General features: G+C 65.3%; 14 protein-coding genes. 11 read left to right on the forward strand and 3 right to left on the reverse strand.

Going from position 1 to position 20898, the window contains the following annotated elements:
• Positions 1 to 126: 126 nt before the first annotated feature.
• Positions 127 to 3543 carry an indolepyruvate ferredoxin oxidoreductase family protein gene (locus R1T40_RS12260; RefSeq protein ID WP_317384318.1) on the forward strand — a complete coding sequence of 1139 codons (3417 nt, stop codon included), beginning with the start codon at positions 127 to 129 and terminating at the stop codon, positions 3541 to 3543.
• A gap of 114 nt (positions 3544 to 3657) precedes the next feature.
• Here R1T40_RS12260 and R1T40_RS12265 read toward each other — a convergent pair whose 3' ends face one another.
• The gene (locus R1T40_RS12265; RefSeq protein ID WP_317384319.1) at positions 3658 to 4332 is read right to left on the reverse strand and encodes a TetR/AcrR family transcriptional regulator; all 675 of its coding nucleotides are present in this window, start codon (positions 4330 to 4332) and stop codon (positions 3658 to 3660) included.
• Positions 4333 to 4425: 93 nt separating this feature from the next.
• Complete coding sequence (locus R1T40_RS12270; protein WP_317384320.1) at positions 4426 to 5055, reverse strand: glutathione S-transferase family protein; 630 nt, start codon at positions 5053 to 5055, stop codon at positions 4426 to 4428.
• Between the two features lie 392 nt (positions 5056 to 5447).
• On the opposite strand from R1T40_RS12270, the gene R1T40_RS12275 reads away from it, so the two are divergent.
• Genes R1T40_RS12275 through R1T40_RS12295 form a run of 5 tightly spaced genes read left to right on the forward strand, consistent with a single transcriptional unit; the run spans position 5448 to position 12666 of the window.
• Positions 5448 to 7220 (forward strand): ABC transporter ATP-binding protein, encoded by a 1773-nt coding sequence (locus tag R1T40_RS12275; RefSeq protein WP_317384321.1) that lies wholly within the window; start codon positions 5448 to 5450, stop codon positions 7218 to 7220.
• Entirely contained in the window at positions 7213 to 9135 is a 1923-nt protein-coding gene (locus R1T40_RS12280) for an ABC transporter substrate-binding protein (RefSeq protein WP_317384322.1), read from the forward strand. The genes R1T40_RS12275 and R1T40_RS12280 overlap by 8 nt, the downstream gene beginning before the upstream one ends.
• Positions 9135 to 10163 (forward strand): ABC transporter permease, encoded by a 1029-nt coding sequence (locus tag R1T40_RS12285; protein WP_317384323.1) that lies wholly within the window; start codon positions 9135 to 9137, stop codon positions 10161 to 10163. Before R1T40_RS12280 ends, R1T40_RS12285 begins: the two co-directional genes overlap by 1 nt.
• On the forward strand, positions 10160 to 11317 hold the full coding sequence (locus tag R1T40_RS12290; protein ID WP_106161852.1) for an ABC transporter permease: 1158 nt from the start codon (positions 10160 to 10162) through the stop codon (positions 11315 to 11317). The genes R1T40_RS12285 and R1T40_RS12290 overlap by 4 nt, the downstream gene beginning before the upstream one ends.
• Positions 11314 to 12666 (forward strand): CoA transferase, encoded by a 1353-nt coding sequence (locus R1T40_RS12295; RefSeq protein ID WP_317384324.1) that lies wholly within the window; start codon positions 11314 to 11316, stop codon positions 12664 to 12666. The genes R1T40_RS12290 and R1T40_RS12295 overlap by 4 nt, the downstream gene beginning before the upstream one ends.
• Positions 12667 to 12851: 185 nt before the next feature.
• Here R1T40_RS12295 and R1T40_RS12300 read toward each other — a convergent pair whose 3' ends face one another.
• Positions 12852 to 15188 carry a mechanosensitive ion channel family protein gene (locus R1T40_RS12300; protein WP_317384325.1) on the reverse strand — a complete coding sequence of 779 codons (2337 nt, stop codon included), beginning with the start codon at positions 15186 to 15188 and terminating at the stop codon, positions 12852 to 12854.
• A 415-nt stretch (positions 15189 to 15603) separates the two neighbouring features.
• On the opposite strand from R1T40_RS12300, the gene R1T40_RS12305 reads away from it, so the two are divergent.
• The 5 genes from R1T40_RS12305 to R1T40_RS12325 are packed head-to-tail and all read left to right on the forward strand — an operon-like array spanning position 15604 to position 20882.
• Positions 15604 to 16824 carry a glycosyltransferase family protein gene (locus R1T40_RS12305; protein WP_317384326.1) on the forward strand — a complete coding sequence of 407 codons (1221 nt, stop codon included), beginning with the start codon at positions 15604 to 15606 and terminating at the stop codon, positions 16822 to 16824.
• Positions 16821 to 18065, forward strand: a complete 1245-nt coding sequence (locus tag R1T40_RS12310) for a glycosyltransferase (RefSeq protein ID WP_317384327.1) — start codon at positions 16821 to 16823, stop codon at positions 18063 to 18065. Before R1T40_RS12305 ends, R1T40_RS12310 begins: the two co-directional genes overlap by 4 nt.
• The gene (locus R1T40_RS12315; protein ID WP_317384328.1) at positions 18062 to 19165 is read left to right on the forward strand and encodes a glycosyltransferase family 4 protein; all 1104 of its coding nucleotides are present in this window, start codon (positions 18062 to 18064) and stop codon (positions 19163 to 19165) included. Before R1T40_RS12310 ends, R1T40_RS12315 begins: the two co-directional genes overlap by 4 nt.
• The gene (locus R1T40_RS12320) at positions 19162 to 19746 is read left to right on the forward strand and encodes a histidine phosphatase family protein (RefSeq protein ID WP_317384329.1); all 585 of its coding nucleotides are present in this window, start codon (positions 19162 to 19164) and stop codon (positions 19744 to 19746) included. Before R1T40_RS12315 ends, R1T40_RS12320 begins: the two co-directional genes overlap by 4 nt.
• A complete protein-coding gene (locus tag R1T40_RS12325) occupies positions 19743 to 20882 on the forward strand; it encodes a glycosyltransferase family protein (RefSeq protein WP_317384330.1) in 1140 nt (379 codons plus the stop codon). The genes R1T40_RS12320 and R1T40_RS12325 overlap by 4 nt, the downstream gene beginning before the upstream one ends.
• Positions 20883 to 20898: the final 16 nt, after the last annotated feature.

Genomic DNA, 20898 nt, shown 5'->3' on the forward strand with positions numbered 1-20898 from the left:
TCTGGTTCAGATTTCCGAATAACTGCCAATTTCCGCATGCTCTGGCAAGATTTTTCACATCTTTCGAATTACACTTTCAGCCACTTCATCCATTTCCCCAACCGATAGCCACTTTAAGGAGCCATCATGACCGAGCTGTCCCATGCGTTTCAGACTTACCAGCTGGAGGACCGCTATGCCCGCACCGAAGGCCGCGTGTTCCTCACCGGCACCCAGGCGCTGGCCCGGATCATGCTGGACCAGTCCCGTCGCGACCGCGCCGCCGGGCTGAACACGGCGGGATTTGTCTCCGGCTATCGCGGCTCTCCCCTTGGCGGTGTCGATCTGGAATTCTGGCGCGCCCGCGACCGGATGAAGGATGCCGGCATCGACTTCATGCCCGCGGTGAACGAGGATCTTGGCGCCACCGCCGTGCTTGGCGCGCAGCAGGCCATTCTCGACCCCGATTGCGAGGTCGAGGGCGTTTATTCCATGTGGTACGGCAAGGGGCCCGGCGTTGATCGCTCTGGCGACGCGCTGAAACACGGCAACGCCTACGGCTCCGCGCCCAAGGGCGGCGTGCTGGTGGTGGCAGGTGACGACCACGGCTGCGTGTCCTCCTCGATGCCGCATCAGTCAGACGTCGCCTTCATGTCGTGGTTCATGCCGGTGCTGAACCCGGCGGATGTGGGCGAATACCTGACGTTTGGCGAATACGGGTTTGCACTGTCGCGCTACTCCGGCACCTGGGTTGGCTTCAAGGCGGTGTCGGAAACCGTGGAAAGTGGCCGTTCGGTAGAGCTGCCAAAGGACCGCCAGTTCACCCTGCCCGACCTGCCTGACTATCCCGGTGGGCTGCACATCCGGTCGTCCGACCTGCCCAGCCCCGAGATCGAGACCCGCATCCGCGCCAAACTGCAGGCCGTGCGTGCCTTTACCGAAGCGAACCCGATCGACCGTCGCATCTATGATCTGCCAGAGGCTCGCTTTGGCATTGTCACCACCGGCAAGGGCCATCTCGACCTGATGGAAGCCCTGCGTCTGCTGGATCTGGACGAGGCCACCTGCCGCGACCTTGGCATCGACATCTACAAGGTCGGCATGGTCTGGCCATTGGCCCGCGCCGAGGCGCTGCGTTTCGTGAACGGCAAGGAAGAGGTGCTGGTGGTCGAAGAAAAACGCGGCATCATTGAAAGCCAGTTCAAGGAGTATTTCTACGACTGGCCCGGCGACAAGCCCAAGAAGATGGTCGGCAAATACCACGCCGCGGGCGAACCGTTGATCCCCTGGGTCGGCGAGCTGAGCCCCCTGATGCTGGTGCCCCTTGTGGCCGAACGTCTGGACCGGTTCTTCCCCGAGCTAAAGCTGCTGGACAAGGCCCGCGCCCTGACCGACACGCCCCCGAACCTGCTGAACATCACTGGCGCCACCCGCACGCCCTATTTCTGCTCGGGCTGTCCGCACAACACCTCGACCAAGATCCCCGACGGCTCCACCGCCAACTCCGGCATCGGCTGCCACGTCATGGCCTCTTGGATGGGCCGCGACACCGCAGGCTATGCCCAGATGGGCGGCGAGGGCGTGCCGCATCTGGTGGCGTCGAAATACAACGGCGGCAAGCATGTGTTCCAGAACCTGGGCGAAGGCACCTGGTATCACTCCGGCTCGCTCGCGATCCGACAGGCGGTGGCGGCAGGGGCCAATATCACCTTCAAGGTGCTGTATAACGACGCGGTTGCCATGACGGGTGGTCAGCCGGTGGACGGTCCGGTCTCGGTTGCGGGTATCGCCCAGACCAGCCGCGCCGAAGGGGTGGACCGCATCGCGCTGATCTCGGATGACATCGACAAATTCACCCGCAGTGACTTTCCCGTCGGCACCTCGTTTCATGATCGCGCAGACCTCGATCTGGTTCAGCGCGAGCTGCGCGAGGTCAAGGGCGTCACCCTCTTGATCTATGAACAAACCTGCGCCACCGAAAAACGCCGCCGCCGCAAGCGCGGCACCATGGAAGACCCCAAGCGCTTTGCCTGGATCAACGATCTGGTCTGCGAGGGCTGCGGCGACTGTTCGGTCGAATCCAACTGCCTCAGTGTCGAGCCGAAGGACACCCCCTTCGGACGCAAGCGCAAGATCAACCTCTCCAGCTGCAACAAGGATTTCTCCTGCCTCAACGGTTTCTGCCCCAGCTTCGTGACCGTCGAAGGCGCCACGCGCCGCAAGAAACAGATCGCCGATCTGGACGCCCAGCGCCTGACAGCCGATCTGCCAACACCAGAGCTGCCCACGCTCTCACGGCCCTTCGACCTGCTGGTCACAGGGGTGGGCGGCACCGGGGTTGTCACCGTCGGCGCGCTGATCACCATGGCTGCGCATCTGGAGGGCAAAGGCTCCTCGGTGCTCGACTTTACCGGCTTTGCGCAGAAATTCGGCACGGTTCTCAGCTACATCCGCCTGGCAAAGACCCCCGAAGACGTGCATCAGGTGCGCACCGATCAGGGCTCCTCGGATGCGGTCATCGCCTGTGACGCGGTGGTGTCCTCCGCGCCCAAGGCCTCGGCGCATTATCGCGCCGGTGCTCAAGTGGCCCTGAACCTCGCCGAAATGCCAACCGGCGACATCGTCCTGCGCCGCGACGCCAGCCTCGACATCCCCGCCCGCGCCCGCGCCGTGGCCTCGGTGGTGGGGGCCGAGAACGTCGCCGCGCTCAACGCCAATGCGGTGGCCGAGACGCTGCTCGGCGATGCGGTGTTGGCCAATGTCATCATGTTGGGCTTTTCCTGGCAGCAGGGACTGGTGCCCGTCAGCCTCAGCGCGCTGCAGCAGGCCATCGTGCTGAACGGCGTCGCCATCGAGAAAAACCAGCTGGCCTTTGCCATCGGCCGCACCTTGGCCGCCGCACCGGACCGGCTCGCCGCACAATACTCCGAGGACACGCCCGAAGAAGAAACCCTGCAACAGCTGATCGACCGCCGCGCCGCCTTCCTCACCCAGTATCAGGACGCCGCCTACGCGCAGGACTATCGCGACCAGCTGGCTCGCCTGCACGCCGCCCTGCCCCGCGATCAGGCCGACAGCCTGACGACCCATGCGGCGCGCAGCCTATTCAAACTGATGGCCTACAAGGATGAATTCGAGGTCGCCCGCCTGATGAGCGCCGACAGCTTCAAGGCCGAACTGGAGCGCGAATTTGACGGCGATTTTACTGTGAAATACCACATGGCGCCGCCGCTGCTGAACTTCAAAACCGATGCGCGTGGCCGCCCCGCCAAACGCGCGCTGGGGGCATGGATGTCACCACTGCTGACCCTGCTGGCCAAGGGAAAGAGCCTGCGGCAGACACCGCTCAACCCCTTCGCCTACCACGGCGAGGCCCGGATGCACCGCGACCTGCGCGACTGGTTCATGGACATCATCGAAGATATCGCCGCCCATCCGACGGCCCAAGCCCCCGACGTAATGGCGCAAATCCTCGCCGCCCCGATGGACATCCGCGGCTACGGCCCGGTGCGCGAAGAGGCCGCCCGAACCGTCAAGGCAGAGGTCGAAGCCCTGCGCGGCTGACCTCCTTCACCTTTTTTGAAAATACCTCCCGCCGGAGGCCACCGCCTTGCCCCCCGCAGGGGGCAAGGCTCAAACCTGCCGCGCGTCAGCGCGCCCACTGGGCAACGGGGATAATCAGCGCGACAGATCCTGCCAGAACTGTCGGCTGTAGTCGGAAAACTCGGCCAACTCATCTGCGGTCGGGGCCTGTCCGGTGAACACCTTGAGATACTCCGGCGTCATCTCCAGACGATAGTCATGGCTCTCCTCCGGTTCCGCCATGTCATAGCCCAACTGCATGTAATAGAGCACCTTGGCCCGGGTCACCGCCTCCCGCTCGCCGCATCCGTAGCGGGCGAACATCTCCGTCAGCGCCGCCACCCGCGCCGCATCCCCGTCCCGCATCCGTGCCAGCACCGCATCCGAGCGGCGGGCCCAGTCGCGCACCGCAAAATCGAGCGCCGTGTTGAACAGCGCCGGGTTGGCGATACAGCGAAAGATATTCAGAACCGCGCCGGTAATCCGCTCTGCTGGCGCCGCCGCCTGGGCGATCAGACCGGCGGTATTGGTCTCTTCCCAGCGGGTCAGCAGCGCATCCAGCAGGTCCTGCCGCGATTTGAAATACCAGTAGAAGGACGACCGCGAGACCCCCATCGCCTCGGCCAGCGCCAACACCTTCACCCGCTCCTCCCCGTCGCGGATCAGCACGTCCAGACCGATGTTGAGCCAGTCGTCACGGGTGACCTTGATATTGCCCACCAGGGGCGCGGCCTCGGGATCATCGCGGTGCAGCAGCGGTTTCGGTGTCATCAGGCCCTCGGGTCAATCAGGCGCACGTCCGGCGCGCAGGCACAGTGCCCCGCCCCGTCCGTCGGCGCAAGCCACGCCGCCCGCCGCCGGCACTCAAAGCGCCGCACTGGGCCGTGCCGCAATACGGGCCTGCCAATTCAGCGTCGCCTCATGCGACTGTGGCACCGGCATTTTGATAACGCGGGCAAAATCGACAAAGACAAAGGCGGTGATATCGGCAAAGCTGAAGCTCTCGCCCGCCAGATAGGGCACCTGCTGCAAGCGCGCCTCCAATAAACCAAAAAACGCCTCTGCTCGCGCCCGGCCCCGCTCCGCCAGCGCCGGGATCTGAGGGCAGTCCAAAGGGCCTGGCACCGCGCGGTTCTCAAACGCCGGATGGCTGTTGCGCAGTGCCTCGGCGATGGGCAGGCCGCCCTGCTGCTCGACAATGGCGTTCCACATCATCACCAGGCCCTTTTCCCGCGCGTCGCAGCCCAGCAGCGGCGGCTCTGGCTGTAGCGCCTCCACATAGGCCGCAATCCCGAGGTTCTCGGTCAACAGCGTGCCGTCGTCCAGCTCAAGCGCTGGCACCATGCCGTGCGGGTTGATGGCGCGAAACTCAGCACTCAGCTGTTCGCCCTTCGCGATGGAGATCTCACGCACCTCCGGGGTGAGACCCTTTTCGGCAAGCACCATCCGCGCCCGACGCGGATTGGGAGCGGTGGAACAATCGAAAAAGATCATGCGGATCTCCTGCTGATATGTTTGAGTCTGACCACAGGCTACAGGATGAGCACCGTCGGAGAGAAGAAACGTCACGTCCAGGCACAAGGGCCTGCGCAAAACGCGCATGGCGCCGCGCCCACACCGCATGTCGCGCCCCACGCCGGGCGCCAGACGCGGCGGAACCGGCACGCGGTTTGTCGCGTTAGTGTTGCAACCGCGCCCTATCAGCCGTGTCGTCGCCCCGCTGCGCCGCGGGAATGGGCCGCAGTGTCACATTTCACTCTGAGACGGTGGCCGTTGGGCAAATGACATTTGACTACAAGGGCCTGCCCGCGCGAAGGTATGGCGAAAAACTAGGGAGAACACTCATCACAAGTCCTGCGCAGCGGCCGCATGACGGGAGCATCTGAATGCGCCCCCTTCTGTCGGTTGAAGATCTCAGTATTGGGTTCGGGAAGGACACACCGGTTGTCCGGAATGTGAATTTCGCGGTGAACCCCGGCGAAACGCTGGCGCTTGTCGGCGAGAGCGGCTCTGGCAAGACCATCAGCTGTCGCGCCGTGCTGCGCATTCTGCCGCGCACCGCGCGCCTGCACTCGGGCCGCATGATCTTGAGCGGCAGCGACGGCGACCTTGATCTGGCGCGTATCAGCGAACGGCAGATGCGCCGCGACGTGCGCGGCAACCGCATCGCGATGATCTTTCAGGAACCGATGCGTTCGCTGTCGCCACTGCACCGGATCGGCAATCAGGTGGTCGAGGTGATCCACCTGCATCGCTCCACCTCCGAGGCCGACGCCAAGCGCGAGGTGCTGGAGTGCTTCGAGCGCGTCGGCTTTCCCGACCCGGAGCGCACCTGGCGCTCCTATCCGTTTGAACTCTCGGGCGGCATGCGCCAGCGCGCGATGATCGCCATGGCCATGGTCGCAAAGCCTGACCTGCTGATCGCCGACGAGCCGACAACGGCGCTTGACGTGACCACTCAGGCACAGGTGCTGGGGCTGATGAAGGAGCTGCAGCAGGAAACCGGCATGGCGATGATCTTGGTGACCCATGATCTCGGCGTGGTGGCCAATATGGCCGAACAGGTGGTGGTGATGCACAAGGGCCGCGTGATGGAGGCTGGCCCCGCCGAGCCGATCCTGCGCGCGCCCGCCCATCCCTACACCCAGCACCTGTTCAACGCCGCCCCCAAGATCCCCGAGGCAATCTGCCCCCTGCGCGACGGCACCGAGGATCTGATCCTGGAGATGCGCAACGTCACCAAGACCTTCACCATGCGGTCCGGCAAGAGCTGGAGCAAACCGACGCTGGTGCGCGCCTGCGAGAACGTGGACCTGACCCTGCCGCGCGGCAAGACGTTGGCCATCGTCGGCGAAAGTGGCTCCGGCAAGACCACCGCCGCCCGCATCGCGCTTGGCGCCGAGACGGTGGACCCCGGCGGCGAGATCCTGTTTCGCAATGCCCCCGGTGCTGCACCGCTGAAGGTCCATGACATGGATCGCGCCCTCCGCCGCCTGTTTCAGAAACAGGCGCAGATGGTGTTTCAGGACCCGTATTCTTCGCTCAGTCCACGCCAGCGTATCCTCGACACGCTGGCCGAACCGCTGGAGATCCACGGCATCGGCAACCGCGCCGAGCACAAGGCCCGCGCCGCCGAGATGCTGCGTCTGGTCGGCCTGCCCGTGGATATGCTGACACGCTTTCCGCATGCGTTTTCCGGCGGCCAGCGCCAGCGCCTGTCGATCGCCCGTGCGCTGATGCTCGACCCGAAGCTGCTGGTCTGCGACGAGCCGACCTCGGCGCTGGATGTCTCGGTGCAGGAGCAGATCCTGACCCTGCTGGAAGACATCCGCGACGCCCGCCAGCTGTCCTATCTCTTCATCAGTCACGACCTCGCCGTGGTCGCCCGCATCGCAGACGAGGTCGCAGTGATGCGCCGGGGTTTGATCGTCGAGCAAGCCCCGCCGGAAGTGCTGTTTCATGACCCCAAACACCCCTATACCAAGGCGTTGATCGCCGCTCAGCCGATTCCGGACGTGGACCGGCCCATCAACCTCAAACTCGTGGCTCAGGGCGCCGGTGCGCCCGAAAGCTGGCCGGAGGCCTTCCGCTTTGTCGGACAGGACGCGCCGCCGCTGATGCCACTGGACCCCGGACATAAGGTGCGCTGCCATGTTTAACGCCCGAACCCCGCTTTTCCTCACCTCCGCGCTGGCCTTCGCCGTGGCGCTGCCGCTTGCCGCCCTTGCCCAGCCCGCCCTGCAGGAAAGCGCCTTTTGGAGCCATGAAGTCGAGGCCGGTGACCTGCCCCCCGTGTCCGAGCGTGTCCCGGCAGAACCACTGGTAGTGAACGTCGCCGCCAAGGGGCGCACGCCCGGCGTTCAGGGCGGCACGCTCAACACCATGGTCACCCGCTCCAAGGACATCCGCCAGATGGTGGTCTACGGCTATGCCCGGCTGGTGGGCTACAATGAGGCCTATGACCTGGTGCCCGACATCCTCGAAAGCTTCGAGAATGAAAACAACCGTATCTTCACCCTGAACCTGCGTGAGGGGCACAAGTGGTCCTCCGGCGATCCATTCACCTCGACCGATTTCGAATACTGGTGGAAACACATCGCCAACAACGCCGAGCTGAACCCCACCGGCCCGCCGGATTTCGTCCGCGTCGAAGACGAGCTGCCAGAGGTGACATTCCCGGACGCCTCCACGGTTGTCTTTGAATGGAGCCGGCCGAACCCCAGCTTTCTGCAGGTTCTGGCGCAGGCCGCGCCGCCCTTCATCTATCGCCCCTCCGCCTATCTGAAGCAGTTCCACAAGGACTTTGCCGAGCCAGAAGCGCTGCAGGAGGAAATCGACTACGCCCGCGTCAAGAGCTGGGCCGCACTGCACAACAAGCGCGACAATATGGACAAGTTCGACAACCCGGACCTGCCCACTCTGCAGCCCTGGCTCAACGCCACCGCCGGCAAGAAGATCCGCCATCAGTTCGTGCGCAACCCCTATTACCACCGCATCGACGAGAACGGTCTGCAGCTGCCCTATATCGACACGGTGGAGATGGAGATCGTCTCCGGCGGGCTGGTTGCGGCCAAATCCAACGCGGGCGAGGCCGACCTGCAGGCGCGGGGCCTAGATTTCCGCGATATCCCGATCCTGCGCAAAGGCGAGGCCAATGGCGGCTATCGCACCGAGCTCTGGTCCTCCGGCACCGCCTCGCAGATCGCCATCTACCCCAACCTCAACTCCGGCGATGAGGTCTGGCGCCAGACCCTGCGCGACGTGCGCGTGCGCCGGGCCTTGTCGGTGGCCATAAACCGCGCCGCGATCAACAAATCGCTCTATTTCAAACTGGCAAAACCCGGCGCCATGACGGTGCTGGAGCAAAGCCCGTTCTTCGACCAGAGCCTGCGCGATGCCTGGGCGCAGTATGACCCGGATCTGGCAAACACGCTGCTGGACGAGGCCGGATTGGTCGAACGGGACGGCTACGGCATCCGCCGCCTGCCCGATGGCCGCCCGATGGAGCTGGTGATCGAGACCGCCGGCGAACGCCAGGAGGTGGAGAACGCGTTACAGATCATCACCGATGACTGGCGCGACGTGGGCGTGAAACTGGTGATGCGCCCGCTGGACCGCGACATCCTGCGCAACCGGGTGTTTTCCGGCACCACCATGGCCTCGGTCTGGTACGGCTGGGACAACGGGCTGCCGCAAAGCTATACCTCGCCCGCCTATCTCGCCCCCACCGATCAGGTGTTCCTGTCCTGGCCGAAATGGGGTCAGTTCTATCAGACGGGTGGCTCCGTGGGTGAAGCCCCCGATCTGCCCGCCGGTGAGCGCCTGATGGAGCTGCTGCACGACTGGAACCTCGCCACGGATGCCACCATGCGCGCCGAGGCCTGGCGCGAGATGCTGCAGATTCACGCTGACAATGTCTTTGCCATCGGTCTGGTCGCAGGTGCGCCGCAGCCGGTGGTGGTCTCCGACCGGTTGCGCAACGTACCCAAGACCGCGATCTGGGCCTGGGATCCGGGGGCGCATTTCGGCGTGCACCGGATGGATGAGTTTTTCTTTGAGGATGGCGAAGGCTGATGCAAATCCTCCGCTACGCGATCTACCGGTTCGGCACCATGCTGCTGACCCTGCTGCTGGTTTCGGTCCTGGTGTTCTTCATCATCAACCTGCCACCGGGGGATTTCCTGTCGAACCAGATCGCGGAGCTGCGCGCCACCGGTCAGGAGGCGGGCGTCGCCAAGGCCGAATTCCTGCGCCGCGAATACGCCTTGGACAAGCCGCTCTGGCAGCAGTACTTCATCTGGATGGGCATGCTGCCCGGCCCGCACGGGTTTTCCGGCATGCTGCAGGGCAACTTTGGCTGGTCGTTCGAATTCGACCGCCCGGTGTCCGAGATCGTCGGCGACAGCCTCTGGCTCACCGTGCTGGTGAACCTCGCGGCCGTGCTGTTTGTCTATATGGTGGCGCTGCCCTTGGGCGTTCTGGCGGCCGCCAAGTCCCGCACCATGATCGACTATACGGCGGCCTTCATCGGCTATCTCGGTCTGGCCACCCCGAATTTTCTGCTGGCGCTGATCCTGTTCTACTACGGGCATCAATACCTCGACCTTCCCATCGGTGGGCTGATGGCACCGGAGTTCGAGGGTGAACCGATGAGCTGGGACAAGGTCAAATCAATCCTGATCCACCTGATCGTGCCGACCTTCGTGATCGGCACCTCCGGGGCCTCGGCCATGATGCAACGCCTGCGCGCCAACATGCTCGACGAACTGGGCAAACCCTATGTGGAGACCGCTGTGGCCAAGGGCATGCGCCCCTCGCGGATGCTGGCGAAATATCCGCTGCGGGTGGCCTTCAACCCCTTTGTGGCCGATATCGGAAACCTGCTGCCCGCAATGGTCTCAGGCTCGGTTCTGGTCTCGGTGGTGCTGGGTCTGCAGACCATCGGCCCGGTCTTGCTGCAGGCGCTGAAATCGCAGGACATGTTCCTGTCGGGCTTTGTGCTGATGTTCGTGGCGCTGCTGACATTGATCGGCACCATGATCTCCGACGTGCTGCTGGTTCTTCTGGATCCGCGCATCCGCTATGAGGGCCGCGATACATGAGCCAGGAATACCCCGATGGCCGCTACGTCGACGATGCGCCCTATGATGCAAACGCCTCGATCCGCGAGCTGGAACGCAAGGATCTCGACGCCCCCAACTGGGTGCTGATCTGGCGTAAGTTCAAAACTCACCGTCTGGGCCTGATCTCCGGCGTGTTCCTGTTGTTCTGTTATGTGATGCTGCCCTTTGTCGGCTTCATCGCCCCCTACGGACCAAACGAACGCGATGCCGAACACCTCTATTCGCCGCCGCAATCGGTGAACCTGTTTCACGAGGGGGAATTCCTCGGCCCGTTCATCTATCCGCTGACCTCGGAGGCGGATCTTGAGACCTTTCAATGGGTGGTGAAGCCCGATTATGACAATCCCCGGCAGATCGAGTTTTTCTGCGAGGGGGCAGAATATCGACTCGCCGGGCTGATCCGCGCCGATACCCATCTGTTCTGCGCCCCCGAGGGCGCTACGCTGTTCCTCTGGGGCTCTGACCGGCTGGGCCGCGACATCTTCAGCCGCATCCTGTTTGGCGCGCAACTGTCGCTGACGGTGGGTCTGATCGGCATCACCGTGTCCTTTGTTCTGGGCATCTTTTTTGGCTCGGTGGCGGGGTATTTCGGCGGCAAGATCGACTGGGTCATCAACCGGGTGATCGAGATCCTGCGCAGCCTGCCGGAGCTGCCGCTCTGGCTGGCGCTTTCCGCCGCGGTGCCCTCCACCTGGTCTCCGGTGGCGGTGTTCTTCATCATCTCGATCATCCTCGGCATATTGGACTGGCCGGGGCTGGCGCGCTCGGTACGGGCCAAATTCCTCAGCTTGCGCGAAGAGGAATACGTCCGCGCCGCCGAGATGATGGGAGCCTCGTCGGGCCGGGTGATCAAGAAGCACCTATTGCCCAATTTCATGAGCCACCTCATCGCTTCGGCCACCCTGTCGATCCCGGCAATGATCCTGGGCGAGACGGCTCTGTCGTTTCTCGGGCTTGGACTGCGCGCGCCCGCAGTCAGCTGGGGCGTGATGCTCAATGACGCGCAGAACCTCGCCAATATCGAGATCTACCCCTGGACCGCGATCCCGATGCTGCCGATCATCGTGGTGGTGCTGGCCTTCAACTTCCTCGGCGACGGTTTGCGCGACAGTTTGGACCCCTATCAGCAATGACGTTTCTCAGCTCTCTCCCGGCTGCTGATCGCTACCACATCACCGGCACCGGCCACCGCCCCAGTGTCTATGCGGTCTCGGAACTGGCCAATGCCGCGCTTGGGGCGGTGGGTCTGGCGCTGGCCGATCTGATCGCCGCGCTGAACCTCGCGCCGACAGCGCCGGAGGTCACGGTGGACCAGCGGCTGGCGTCCCTGTGGTTTGGCTATTCCTTCCGTCCCGAGGGCTGGGAGATGCCCGCGCTCTGGGACCTGATCGCCGGGGATTATGCCTGTGCCGATGGCTGGATCCGCCTGCACACCAACCTGCCGCACCACCGCGCAGCCGCCCTCTCGGTGCTGGACTGCACCGAGGATCGCGATGCGGTGACCGCGGCGGTGGCACGCTGGGACGGCGATGCACTGGAGCGCGCGGTCGTCGAGGCCGGCGGTGTCGCTGCTGCCATGCGCAGCCGCGCCGACTGGATGGCGCATCCGCAGGGCAAGGCGGTGGCGCAGGAGCCGCTGGTGGATTGGATCAAACCCCGCCGCGTGGTGCTGCGCGACCGCCCCGCCGCCTGTCTCGCCCGGCCGCTGGCGGGGCTGCGGGTGCTCGATCTGACGCGCGTGCTGGCCGGTCCGGTCAGCACCCGCACGCTGGCCGGGTTCGGCGCCGATGTGCTGCGGATCGACCCGCCGGGCTGGGACGAGCCGGGCGTCTTGCAGGACATCACCCTGGGCAAGCATATGGCGCAGCTGAACCTGCGCGGGACGTCAGGCCGCGAGCGGCTGAAGGTGCTGCTGGCCCGCGCCGATGTGCTGGTGCATGGCTACCGCCCCGGTGCGCTGGATGCGCTGGGGTTGGACATCGCCACCCGCGACGCGATCGCCCCCAACCGGGTGGAGGTGACGCTGAACGCTTATGGCTGGACCGGCCCCTGGGCGGGACGGCGCGGATTTGACAGCCTGGTGCAGATGAGTTCGGGCCTTGCCGATGCGGGCCGTGTCTGGGCCGGGGCCGACAAACCCACGCCACTGCCGGTACAGGCCCTGGACCACGCCACCGGATACATGATGGCGGCGGCTGTACTGACTGCGCTCACACAAGCGGCCCGCGGTGCGGACACCGCCGTGGCCCGCCTGTCGCTGGCCCGCATGGCCGAGGAGCTGGTCACCCTGCCCAAGTCGCCGGCCGGGAGGGAGATCACATCGGCGGATGAGGCTGATTACAACGATCATGAGGACAGCGGCTGGGGGCCTGCCCGCCGCCTGCGCGCGCCTCTGTCGCTCGCGGGCTGCCACATGGGCTGGAGCTTGCCCGCCACCCCGAGCGGCACCCACGCCGCCGACTGGCCCGCACCCCACTTCTGAGCCTGCCGACCTATCCCAAAGGATCAAGCGATGTTTCGCTTCGGGCAAAGCCCGAAGCGACCCGCGCCGCGCGCGCCCCATTCGGGGCGCGCGCGGCGCTTGGCCCAACTGCCAGCGAGGCGCAGGGCACCTGCGCATTCAGCATGGCAGGCGGGAGCGCCCCCGGCATGCCTTCTGCGCTAGCGTCAGCGGTCGTCGCCGCCGCCATCATTGGCATCCATCAGATCATCCTCGATCGCCGCCTGCGCCGCCCCAAGCGCTGCATCGCGCTTGGCCGGGGCGACCTTCTCGCCACTGTCGTCGACCACGCGCACGGTGACCTCGCGGTGGGCGAACTTGATGCCTTCGCGCTCGAACAGGTCACGGATCTCCTGGAACACCTTCTTGCGCACCAGCCACTGATCACCGGGTTTGGTCATGAACTTCACCCGGATGATCATCGCCGAATCCTGCATCTCGATCACGCCCTGCGACTTCAGCGGCTGGATGAAGTTGTGGCCGATCACCTCATCCTGCAACAGCTCCTTGCCGAGGGTCTTGATCAGCTTGCGCACCTTCTCCACATCGGTGTCATAGGTCACCCGCAGCGGCAGCTTCATGATCACCCAGTCGCGAGAGTAATTGGTCAGCACTTGGATCTCGCCAAACGGGATGGTGTGCAGGGCGCCCAGGTGATGGCGCAGCTGGAACGAGCGCACCGAGATCTTCTCCACCGTGCCCTTGACGCTGCCGATGTCGATGTATTCGCCGCGCCGGAAGGCATCGTCGATCAGGAAGAAAGCGCCCGAGAAGATATCGCGCACCAGGGTCTGCGAGCCAAAGCCAACTGCCAGCCCCACCACACCGGCACCGGCGAACAACGGGCTGACATTGATGCCGATCTCCATCAGCACAATCAGGATGATGGTCACCACCACCACGGCCAAAATGGCCCCACGGAACAGCGGCAAGAGGGTCGCCAGCCGACTGGCGCTGCTGCCACCGCCCTCATCCCCTAGCTCCCCTTCCGGCTGATCCTGCGTTTCCTCTTCGATCTTGCTGTCGATCCAGATGCGCGCGACATGGAACACCAGATAGCCGATGAACAGGATCACCAGCACGTCGATCACCCGGTCCAGCCGCGGAGCATCCTGCAGCGAGAACTCGGGATCCCAGACATAGATCAGCGACACCGCACCGACGAGAAACGCCAATATGCCAGCCGCCCGGCGGGCAAGATCCCGAAAGGTTGCGATCGGGTGCTTTGGTCGTTCATGCGCAGGGGCCCCGCCCTCGTCAACGCGATCATCCCAGTCATCGGAGGCCGTCTCCGCTACAACAACCCGACGGTGCGTGCCGAACTGCTCGATCACATAATTGGTGAGTCCGTAGACCACCAAGATCGAGGTCATCACCGCGAACAGCCCCATAGTGGGCGGCACCGGGCTTGGGTTCTCCAGGACCAGATCAAAGGTCAGAGCCAGCCAGCCGAAGGCAACATACAGGATCACCAGCGGCGCCCAGATCCAGCACAACAGGCGGATCGGCCAGGCCACGGCAGCACGCGGGCCGGAGCCCATGATCGCGCCGGAGATGGCCCGGGCATTGAACAGCACCAGCAGGATCGCCAGCACAGAAGACGCCAGCATCAGAATGGCATAGGTCAGCGCGTAAATGTTGTAGTTGAGGCCGAAGTCCTGCACCCAGGTTGCAACCATGACCGCGGCGAAATCAAAGGTCGCCAACCCCGACAGCCAGAAATAAAGCCGCCGCGCCTCCCGGTCCCCTAGCGACGGGATACGATACTGGCTGAGATAAGGCGACAGCACCATGCGCCACAGATCAGAGAGGGTGCGCGCGGCAAAGAAGGTCAGATAGACCGCAAGCGAGGTGAACTCGACCGAAACATCACCGGATGCTCCAAAGACCAGCAGCGTCACCAGCAGCGCGAAGATCATCGCGAACAGCGTCGCGCCCAGACCGGCGCCAAAGCGGATCAGCAGGAAGGGCATCTTGCCAGCGTAGCCTTCTGGCGCGTCTTCGATCCGGCTGACCACGAAGCGCTTGATCAGCCGCTTGCCGTAAATTTCAGTCGACAGCCAGCGCCCGATCAGCAGGAGCACCGTGGTAACAATCACCACCTCGACAAAGGTCATGATGCGCCCGTCGGGGCTGGTGGCACGCAGGATATAGGCCATCTCATTGTAGGAGTTGGGCAGCGCTGCCAGACGCTCGTTGAGCTTGGCCCGGAAATCGCGCACCTCGGTCTGGGCCTTCATCATCGTCGATGCGCCGCCCATGACGCCAGGCTCCGTCGCCATCTCCGCTTCGGCGTCCGCGCGCGCAGCGGCTTCGCTCAGCGGACGCCCGCGACCGTCCAGGATCACCACACCAACCCCGGCCTCGGAGGCTTGGCGGATGGCCTCTGCCAGTCCATCCCCCTCGACGGCAACACTGTCCTGCGCCTGCGCCGCCCCGACGACAAGCAGACTCATCATGGCCGTCAACAGCCACGCGCGTAGAACAATCATCAGGCTTGGCATGCGTCGCGTCCCCTTTCCTTGGGTGATTTTCTCACCACATTAGGCAAAAACGGGCGGCAAGTATCGCTTTTGCGTATCGGATGACGCCCGGATCTCATTGGTTTGATTGCATGAGCGCGCCAGCCAAGCTATATCACCCGTGTTTAATTGCTCGGGTTGTCGGCGCTGCGTGTTCACCGCGCCATAGCAGACCCGGCGCAGAGGCATGGGAAATCCGGCCGCGCTCCGCCGCTGATCAGGAGTGCGCCCGCATGACGTTGGGGCGGAATATGGCCAAGACGCACTGCATCACCCGATCCGGGTGCTGCACATCCCTCCCGACGCGGCGCCACGCCGCCTCGTGGCATGGGACCACCTCCGCAGGAGGACACCGCCCATCACCACGCCCGGCCCCCACTTGCAAGCGAGTCCCCCTATGAGCGCCAGCACCCCCGCCCGATTGGGCCCCTCGGGACGCGGACCGCGCATCCTGTTCTACAGCCACGACACCTTCGGGCTGGGACATCTGCGCCGCTCTCGTGCCCTGGCCGCCGCGATCACCTCTGCGGATCGCACCGCCTCTGCGATGATCCTGACCGGCTCGCCGGTGGCGGGGCGCTTTGCTTTCCCGAACCGGGTCGATCACATGCGTCTACCCGGCGTCATCAAACGCTCCGATGGGTCCTACGCCAGCCGCACCATGGGCATGAATATCGAGGAAACCACCGAACTGCGTGCCGGGCTGATCCGCTCCACCGCCGAACAGTTTGCCCCGGACATCCTCGTCGTGGACAAGGAACCCTGCGGCTTTCGCGGCGAGCTGCTGCCCACGCTTGAACTGCTGCAACAGCAGGGCAAGGCCAAGCTGGTGCTCGGCCTGCGCGACGTGCTGGACGAACCCGAGGTGCTCAGCGCCGAATGGGATCGCAAGGGCGCCCTGGCGGCGGCGGAACAATTCTACGATGAAATCTGGGTGTACGGGCTGCGCGATGTCTACGACCCCACCGCCGGGCTTGATCTGAGCGCGGCGGCTCAGGCGCGGATGCACTGGACCGGATACCTGCGCCGCGATCTTGGCACCGTGGGCGAACCGCCCGAGCGACCTTATGTCCTGATCACTCCGGGCGGCGGTGGCGATGGCGCCATGATGGTGGACCTTGCGATTTCCGCCTACGAACGTGACCCCGATCTGATGCCGCGCGCGGTGCTGGTCTACGGGCCGTTCCTGTCCGGCGAGACACGCGCGGCCTTCGAGGATCGTGTGGCCGCACTGGACGGGCGCGTCACCGCCGTCGGCTTCGAGAGCGAGATCGAAACGCTCTTCGCAGGCGCGCAGGGGGTGATCTGCATGGGCGGCTACAATACCTTTTGCGAGGTTCTCTCGTTCGACAAACCGGCGGTGATCGTGCCGCGCACAACGCCGCGTCTCGAACAATGGATCCGCGCCAGCCGCGCCGAAGAACTGGGACTTGTCACCATGCTTGACGAAACCCGCGACGGCTGGACGCCGCAGGCCATGATCGGTGCCATTCGTGCGCTGGAGCGGCAACCCCGCCCGTCGCAGGCGATCTCCGACGGGCTTCTGGACGGGCTCGACTACGTGACCGGGCGCGTCGACACTCTCTTGCACCAATTGCCGCGTGAGGCCGCAGAATGACATCACATCGCCCGGCGCTTGCCGTGCTGGTCAAGGGCTGGCCGCGCCTGTCCGAGACGTTCATCGCCCAGGAGCTGGTGGCGCTCGAAGAGGCTGGCCAACCCTTTGAAATCTGGTCGTTACGCCATCCCACCGACACCAAGACCCATCCGCTGCACGACCGCCTGCAGGCGCCGGTACACTACCTGCCGGAATATCTGCACGATGCCCCCGCCCGCGTCGCCCGCGCGCGAGAAACTGCGCGCACCCTGCCCGGCTATGCGACCGCTTACGCGGTCTGGCGCGCGGATTTGCGGCGCGATCCCAGCCACAACCGCATTCGCCGCTTTGGTCAGGCCTGCGTGCTGGCCTGCGAACTGCCCGCCGAGGTCCGTGGTCTTTACGCGCATTTCCTGCACACGCCGTCCTCCGTGGCGCGCTACGCCGCCATCATGCGCGGCCTGCCGTGGAGCTTTGCCGCGCATGCCAAGGACATCTGGACCTCGCCCGAATGGGAGCTGCGTGAAAAGCTCAAGACCGAGACCCATGGTGCAGCCTTCGGTGCCACCTGCACCGGCTTTGGTGCAAAACACCTGCAGGACCTCTCCGACGGGACCCCGGTGGACCTGATCTATCACGGCCTCGACCTGTCCCGCTTTCCCGCGCCGCCGCAGCGTATCCCGCGCACGCCCGATGCCCCGTTTCATATGATGTCGGTGGGGCGGCTGGTGGAGAAAAAGGGCTTTGACCGGCTGATCGCCGCGCTGGCGCTGCTACCCGCAGACCTGGACTGGCACTGGACCCATATCGGTGGCGGCGGCCTGAGGGATCTGTTGCAGGGCATGGCCGAGGATGCAGGTGTTGCGGACCGCATCACCTGGCGCGGTGCCTGCGACCAGCCCGAGGTGATCGCCGCCATGCGCGCCGCCGATCTCTTTGTGCTGCCCTCTCGCGTGGCTGCCGATGGCGACCGCGACGGGCTGCCGAACGTGCTGATGGAGGCCGCCTCGCAGGGGCTGGCGATCCTCTCCACCCCGGTCTCCGCCATCCCGGAGTTCATCGAAAGCGGCACCCATGGGCTGTTGTCCGATGACGCGCCCGCCGCCCTTGCCGATGCCATGCTGCGCTTTGCCCACGCCCCGGAAGAGGCAACCCGCATGGCGGATGCCGCATTGGCGCGCCTGCGTGCGGAGTTCACCATGCCCCCCGGCATCGCGCAGCTGAACACGCGCCTGTCGGCCATGCTCGGGACCGCAGAATGACACAGCACCGCGTTGCCTTCTACGCGCCGATGAAGGCCCCCAGCCACGCCACGCCCTCCGGTGATCGGGCCATGGGCCGCAGCCTGATGCGGCTGCTGCAGGAGGGCGGCGCGGAGGTCGTGCTGGCCTCTGACCTGCGCCTGCACGACAAGCTTGGCGACCCGGTCCACCAGCAGATCCTGCAACAGCGCGCCGCCGATGAGGTGGGCCGCCTGGTCGAGGAACTGCCCCGGATCGACCTCTGGGTCACCTATCACAATTACTACAAGGCGCCCGACCTGATCGGCCCCGTCGTGGCCGCCGCCCGCGACATCCCTTACGTCCAGATCGAAAGCACCCGCGCGGCCAAACGGCTGATCGGGCCGTGGGCCGAATTTGCCCAGGCCGCCCATGCGGCCGCGGATCAGGCGGCGGTGATCTTCTACCTGACCGATCAGGACCGCGAAACGCTGGAACGGGATCGCGCCGGGGATCAGCAGCTGGTACATTTGCGCCCCTTCCTGTCGCGCAGCGATCTGCCAGACCCCGGCACGCTGGACGGGCCGATGCTGGCGGCGGGGATGATGCGGCAGGGGGACAAGCTGGCCTCTTATGCGCTTATCGCCGAGACACTGCGCCAACTTGATGCCAAGGCATCAACAGGGCGCGCGGTCGACTGGCAACTCCAAATTGCGGGCGACGGCCCCGCGCGCGCCGAGGTCGAGGCGCTTGTCGCCCCCTTTGGCGATCGCGTGCGCTTCCTCGGTCAGCTCGATGCCGCGGCCATGGCAGAGGCCTACAGCAGCGCTTCGCTGTTCCTATGGCCCGGTGTCAATGAGGCCTACGGAATGGTCTATCTCGAAGCCCAATCGCACGGGCTGCCGGCGGTGGCGCAGGACCGCCCCGGCCTGCGCGACGTGCTGCTGCCCGGCGCCTACCCCGCCCCGCACGCCGGTGCGGGGGCGCTGGCGGAGGAGGTTGCGCGCCTTCTCGACAGCGCAGCAGGGCGCGCCGATCTGGGGCGGCGGGCGCGGGATCATATCGCCACGCGCCACCTCAGACCCGCCGCACGCGACACGCTGTGGTCAGCGCTGACGCCGCTGCTGGATCATCCGGCATGATCCGCCTCGCTCTCCTGCGCCATGGCCATACCGCCTGGAATCGCGCCGGGCGCATCCAGGGCCGCAGCGACATCGCGCTGGATGACACTGCCCGCGCGGAACTGGCCGCCCAGGCCCTGCCCAAGGACTGGCAAGAGGCCGACCTCTGGTCCAGCCCGCTGCAGCGCGCCGAAGAGACCGCACGTCTGGTCACGGGCCGTGCCCCGCGCACCTCTCCCGCCCTGATCGAGATGAACTGGGGCGACTGGGAGGGCCAGCACGGAACCCGCCTGCGCGCCGACCCAGGCAGCGGCTTTCGCGACATCGAATACTGGGGCTGGGACTATCGCCCCCCCGGCGGCGAAACCCCGGCGGAGGTCTGGGACCGTCTAAGCCCTTGGATCGCCTGCCTGGAGCGCGACAGCGTCGCGGTCTGTCATATCGGCATCATGCGTATGATCCTCGCCCGCGCCCATAGCTGGAATTTCGACGGCCCGGCGCCGTTTCAGGTCAAACGCAACCGGTTGTTCGTGGTGGAGGTCGACGGGGCCGTGCTGACCCCCTGGCACGAGCCCGTCAGGTTGGAAAAGCGCACGTCATGAATGTCCTGATCGTTGTCACGCATCTGTTGGGCACCGGCCATCTGTCCCGCGCGCTGACGCTGGGGCGGGCCTTTGTCGAGACTGGCCATCACGTCACCGTCGCCTCTGGCGGCTTCCCCGCACCGCAACTCTCCACCCACGGGCTTGCCTTCGAACAATTGCCGCCGCTGCGCTCTGACGGCGTGGACTTCGCCCGCCTGCTGGACAAGGACGGCGCCGTGGCCGATGACGCCTACCACAGCGCTCGCCGCAATCACCTGAATACCCTGCTGCAAGCGTTGCAGCCGGATGTGCTGATCACCGAACTCTATCCCTTCGGCCGCCGCTCCTTGCGCGCTGAATTCCGCGCCCTGCTGGAGGCCGCCAAGGACCTGCCCCGCCGCCCCTTGGTGCTGTCCTCGATCCGTGACATTCTTGCCCCGCCCTCAAAGCCGAAAAAGGCCGAGGACGCAGACGCCATGATCGCAGCCTACTACGACGGCGTGCTGGTGCATTCGGACCCAAAAGCCACCACGCTGGACACCAGCTGGCCGGTTTCCGACCTGCTGGCGGGCAAGGTGCACTACACCGGCTATGTTGCGCCCCCGGCTGCCACGCCCCATCCGGAGGGCGCCGGCAAGGGGGAGATTCTCGTCAGCGCCGGTGGCGGCGGCGTGGGGGATGCGCTCTATGCCTGCGCGGTACAGGCGGCCAAGGCGATGCCGGACCATATCTGGCGCATTCTGGTCGGCGGATCAGATGCGGCGACGCGCATCACTCAGCTATCGGACCCAAACTCGCCCGCCCTTCTGGAACCGGCCCGCCCCGATTTCCGCGCCATGCTGCCCCATGCAGCGGCCTCGGTCAGCATGTGCGGTTACAACACCACCCTCGACCTGCTGCAATCGGGCACCCCTGCGGTGCTGGTGCCCTTTGATGCGGGCAAGGAGGTAGAGCAATCCCTGCGCGCCCGAAGCCTCGCTCCCCTGCCCGGCTTTGCGGTCGAACCCGCCGCTACCCTCACCCCGGATCGCCTCTGCGCCGCCCTGCACCAAGTCATGCAGGACACGCAACGCAGCCTTGACGGGTTTGAATTTGACGGGGCGCGCCGCAGCGTGGAGATTGCGGCATCGCTGCTGGGGAGGCAGCGCGCTTGAGCGCAAACGGGGGAGA

This window comes from Tritonibacter scottomollicae (assembly GCF_032924845.1).
Lineage (GTDB): Bacteria > Pseudomonadota > Alphaproteobacteria > Rhodobacterales > Rhodobacteraceae > Epibacterium > Epibacterium scottomollicae.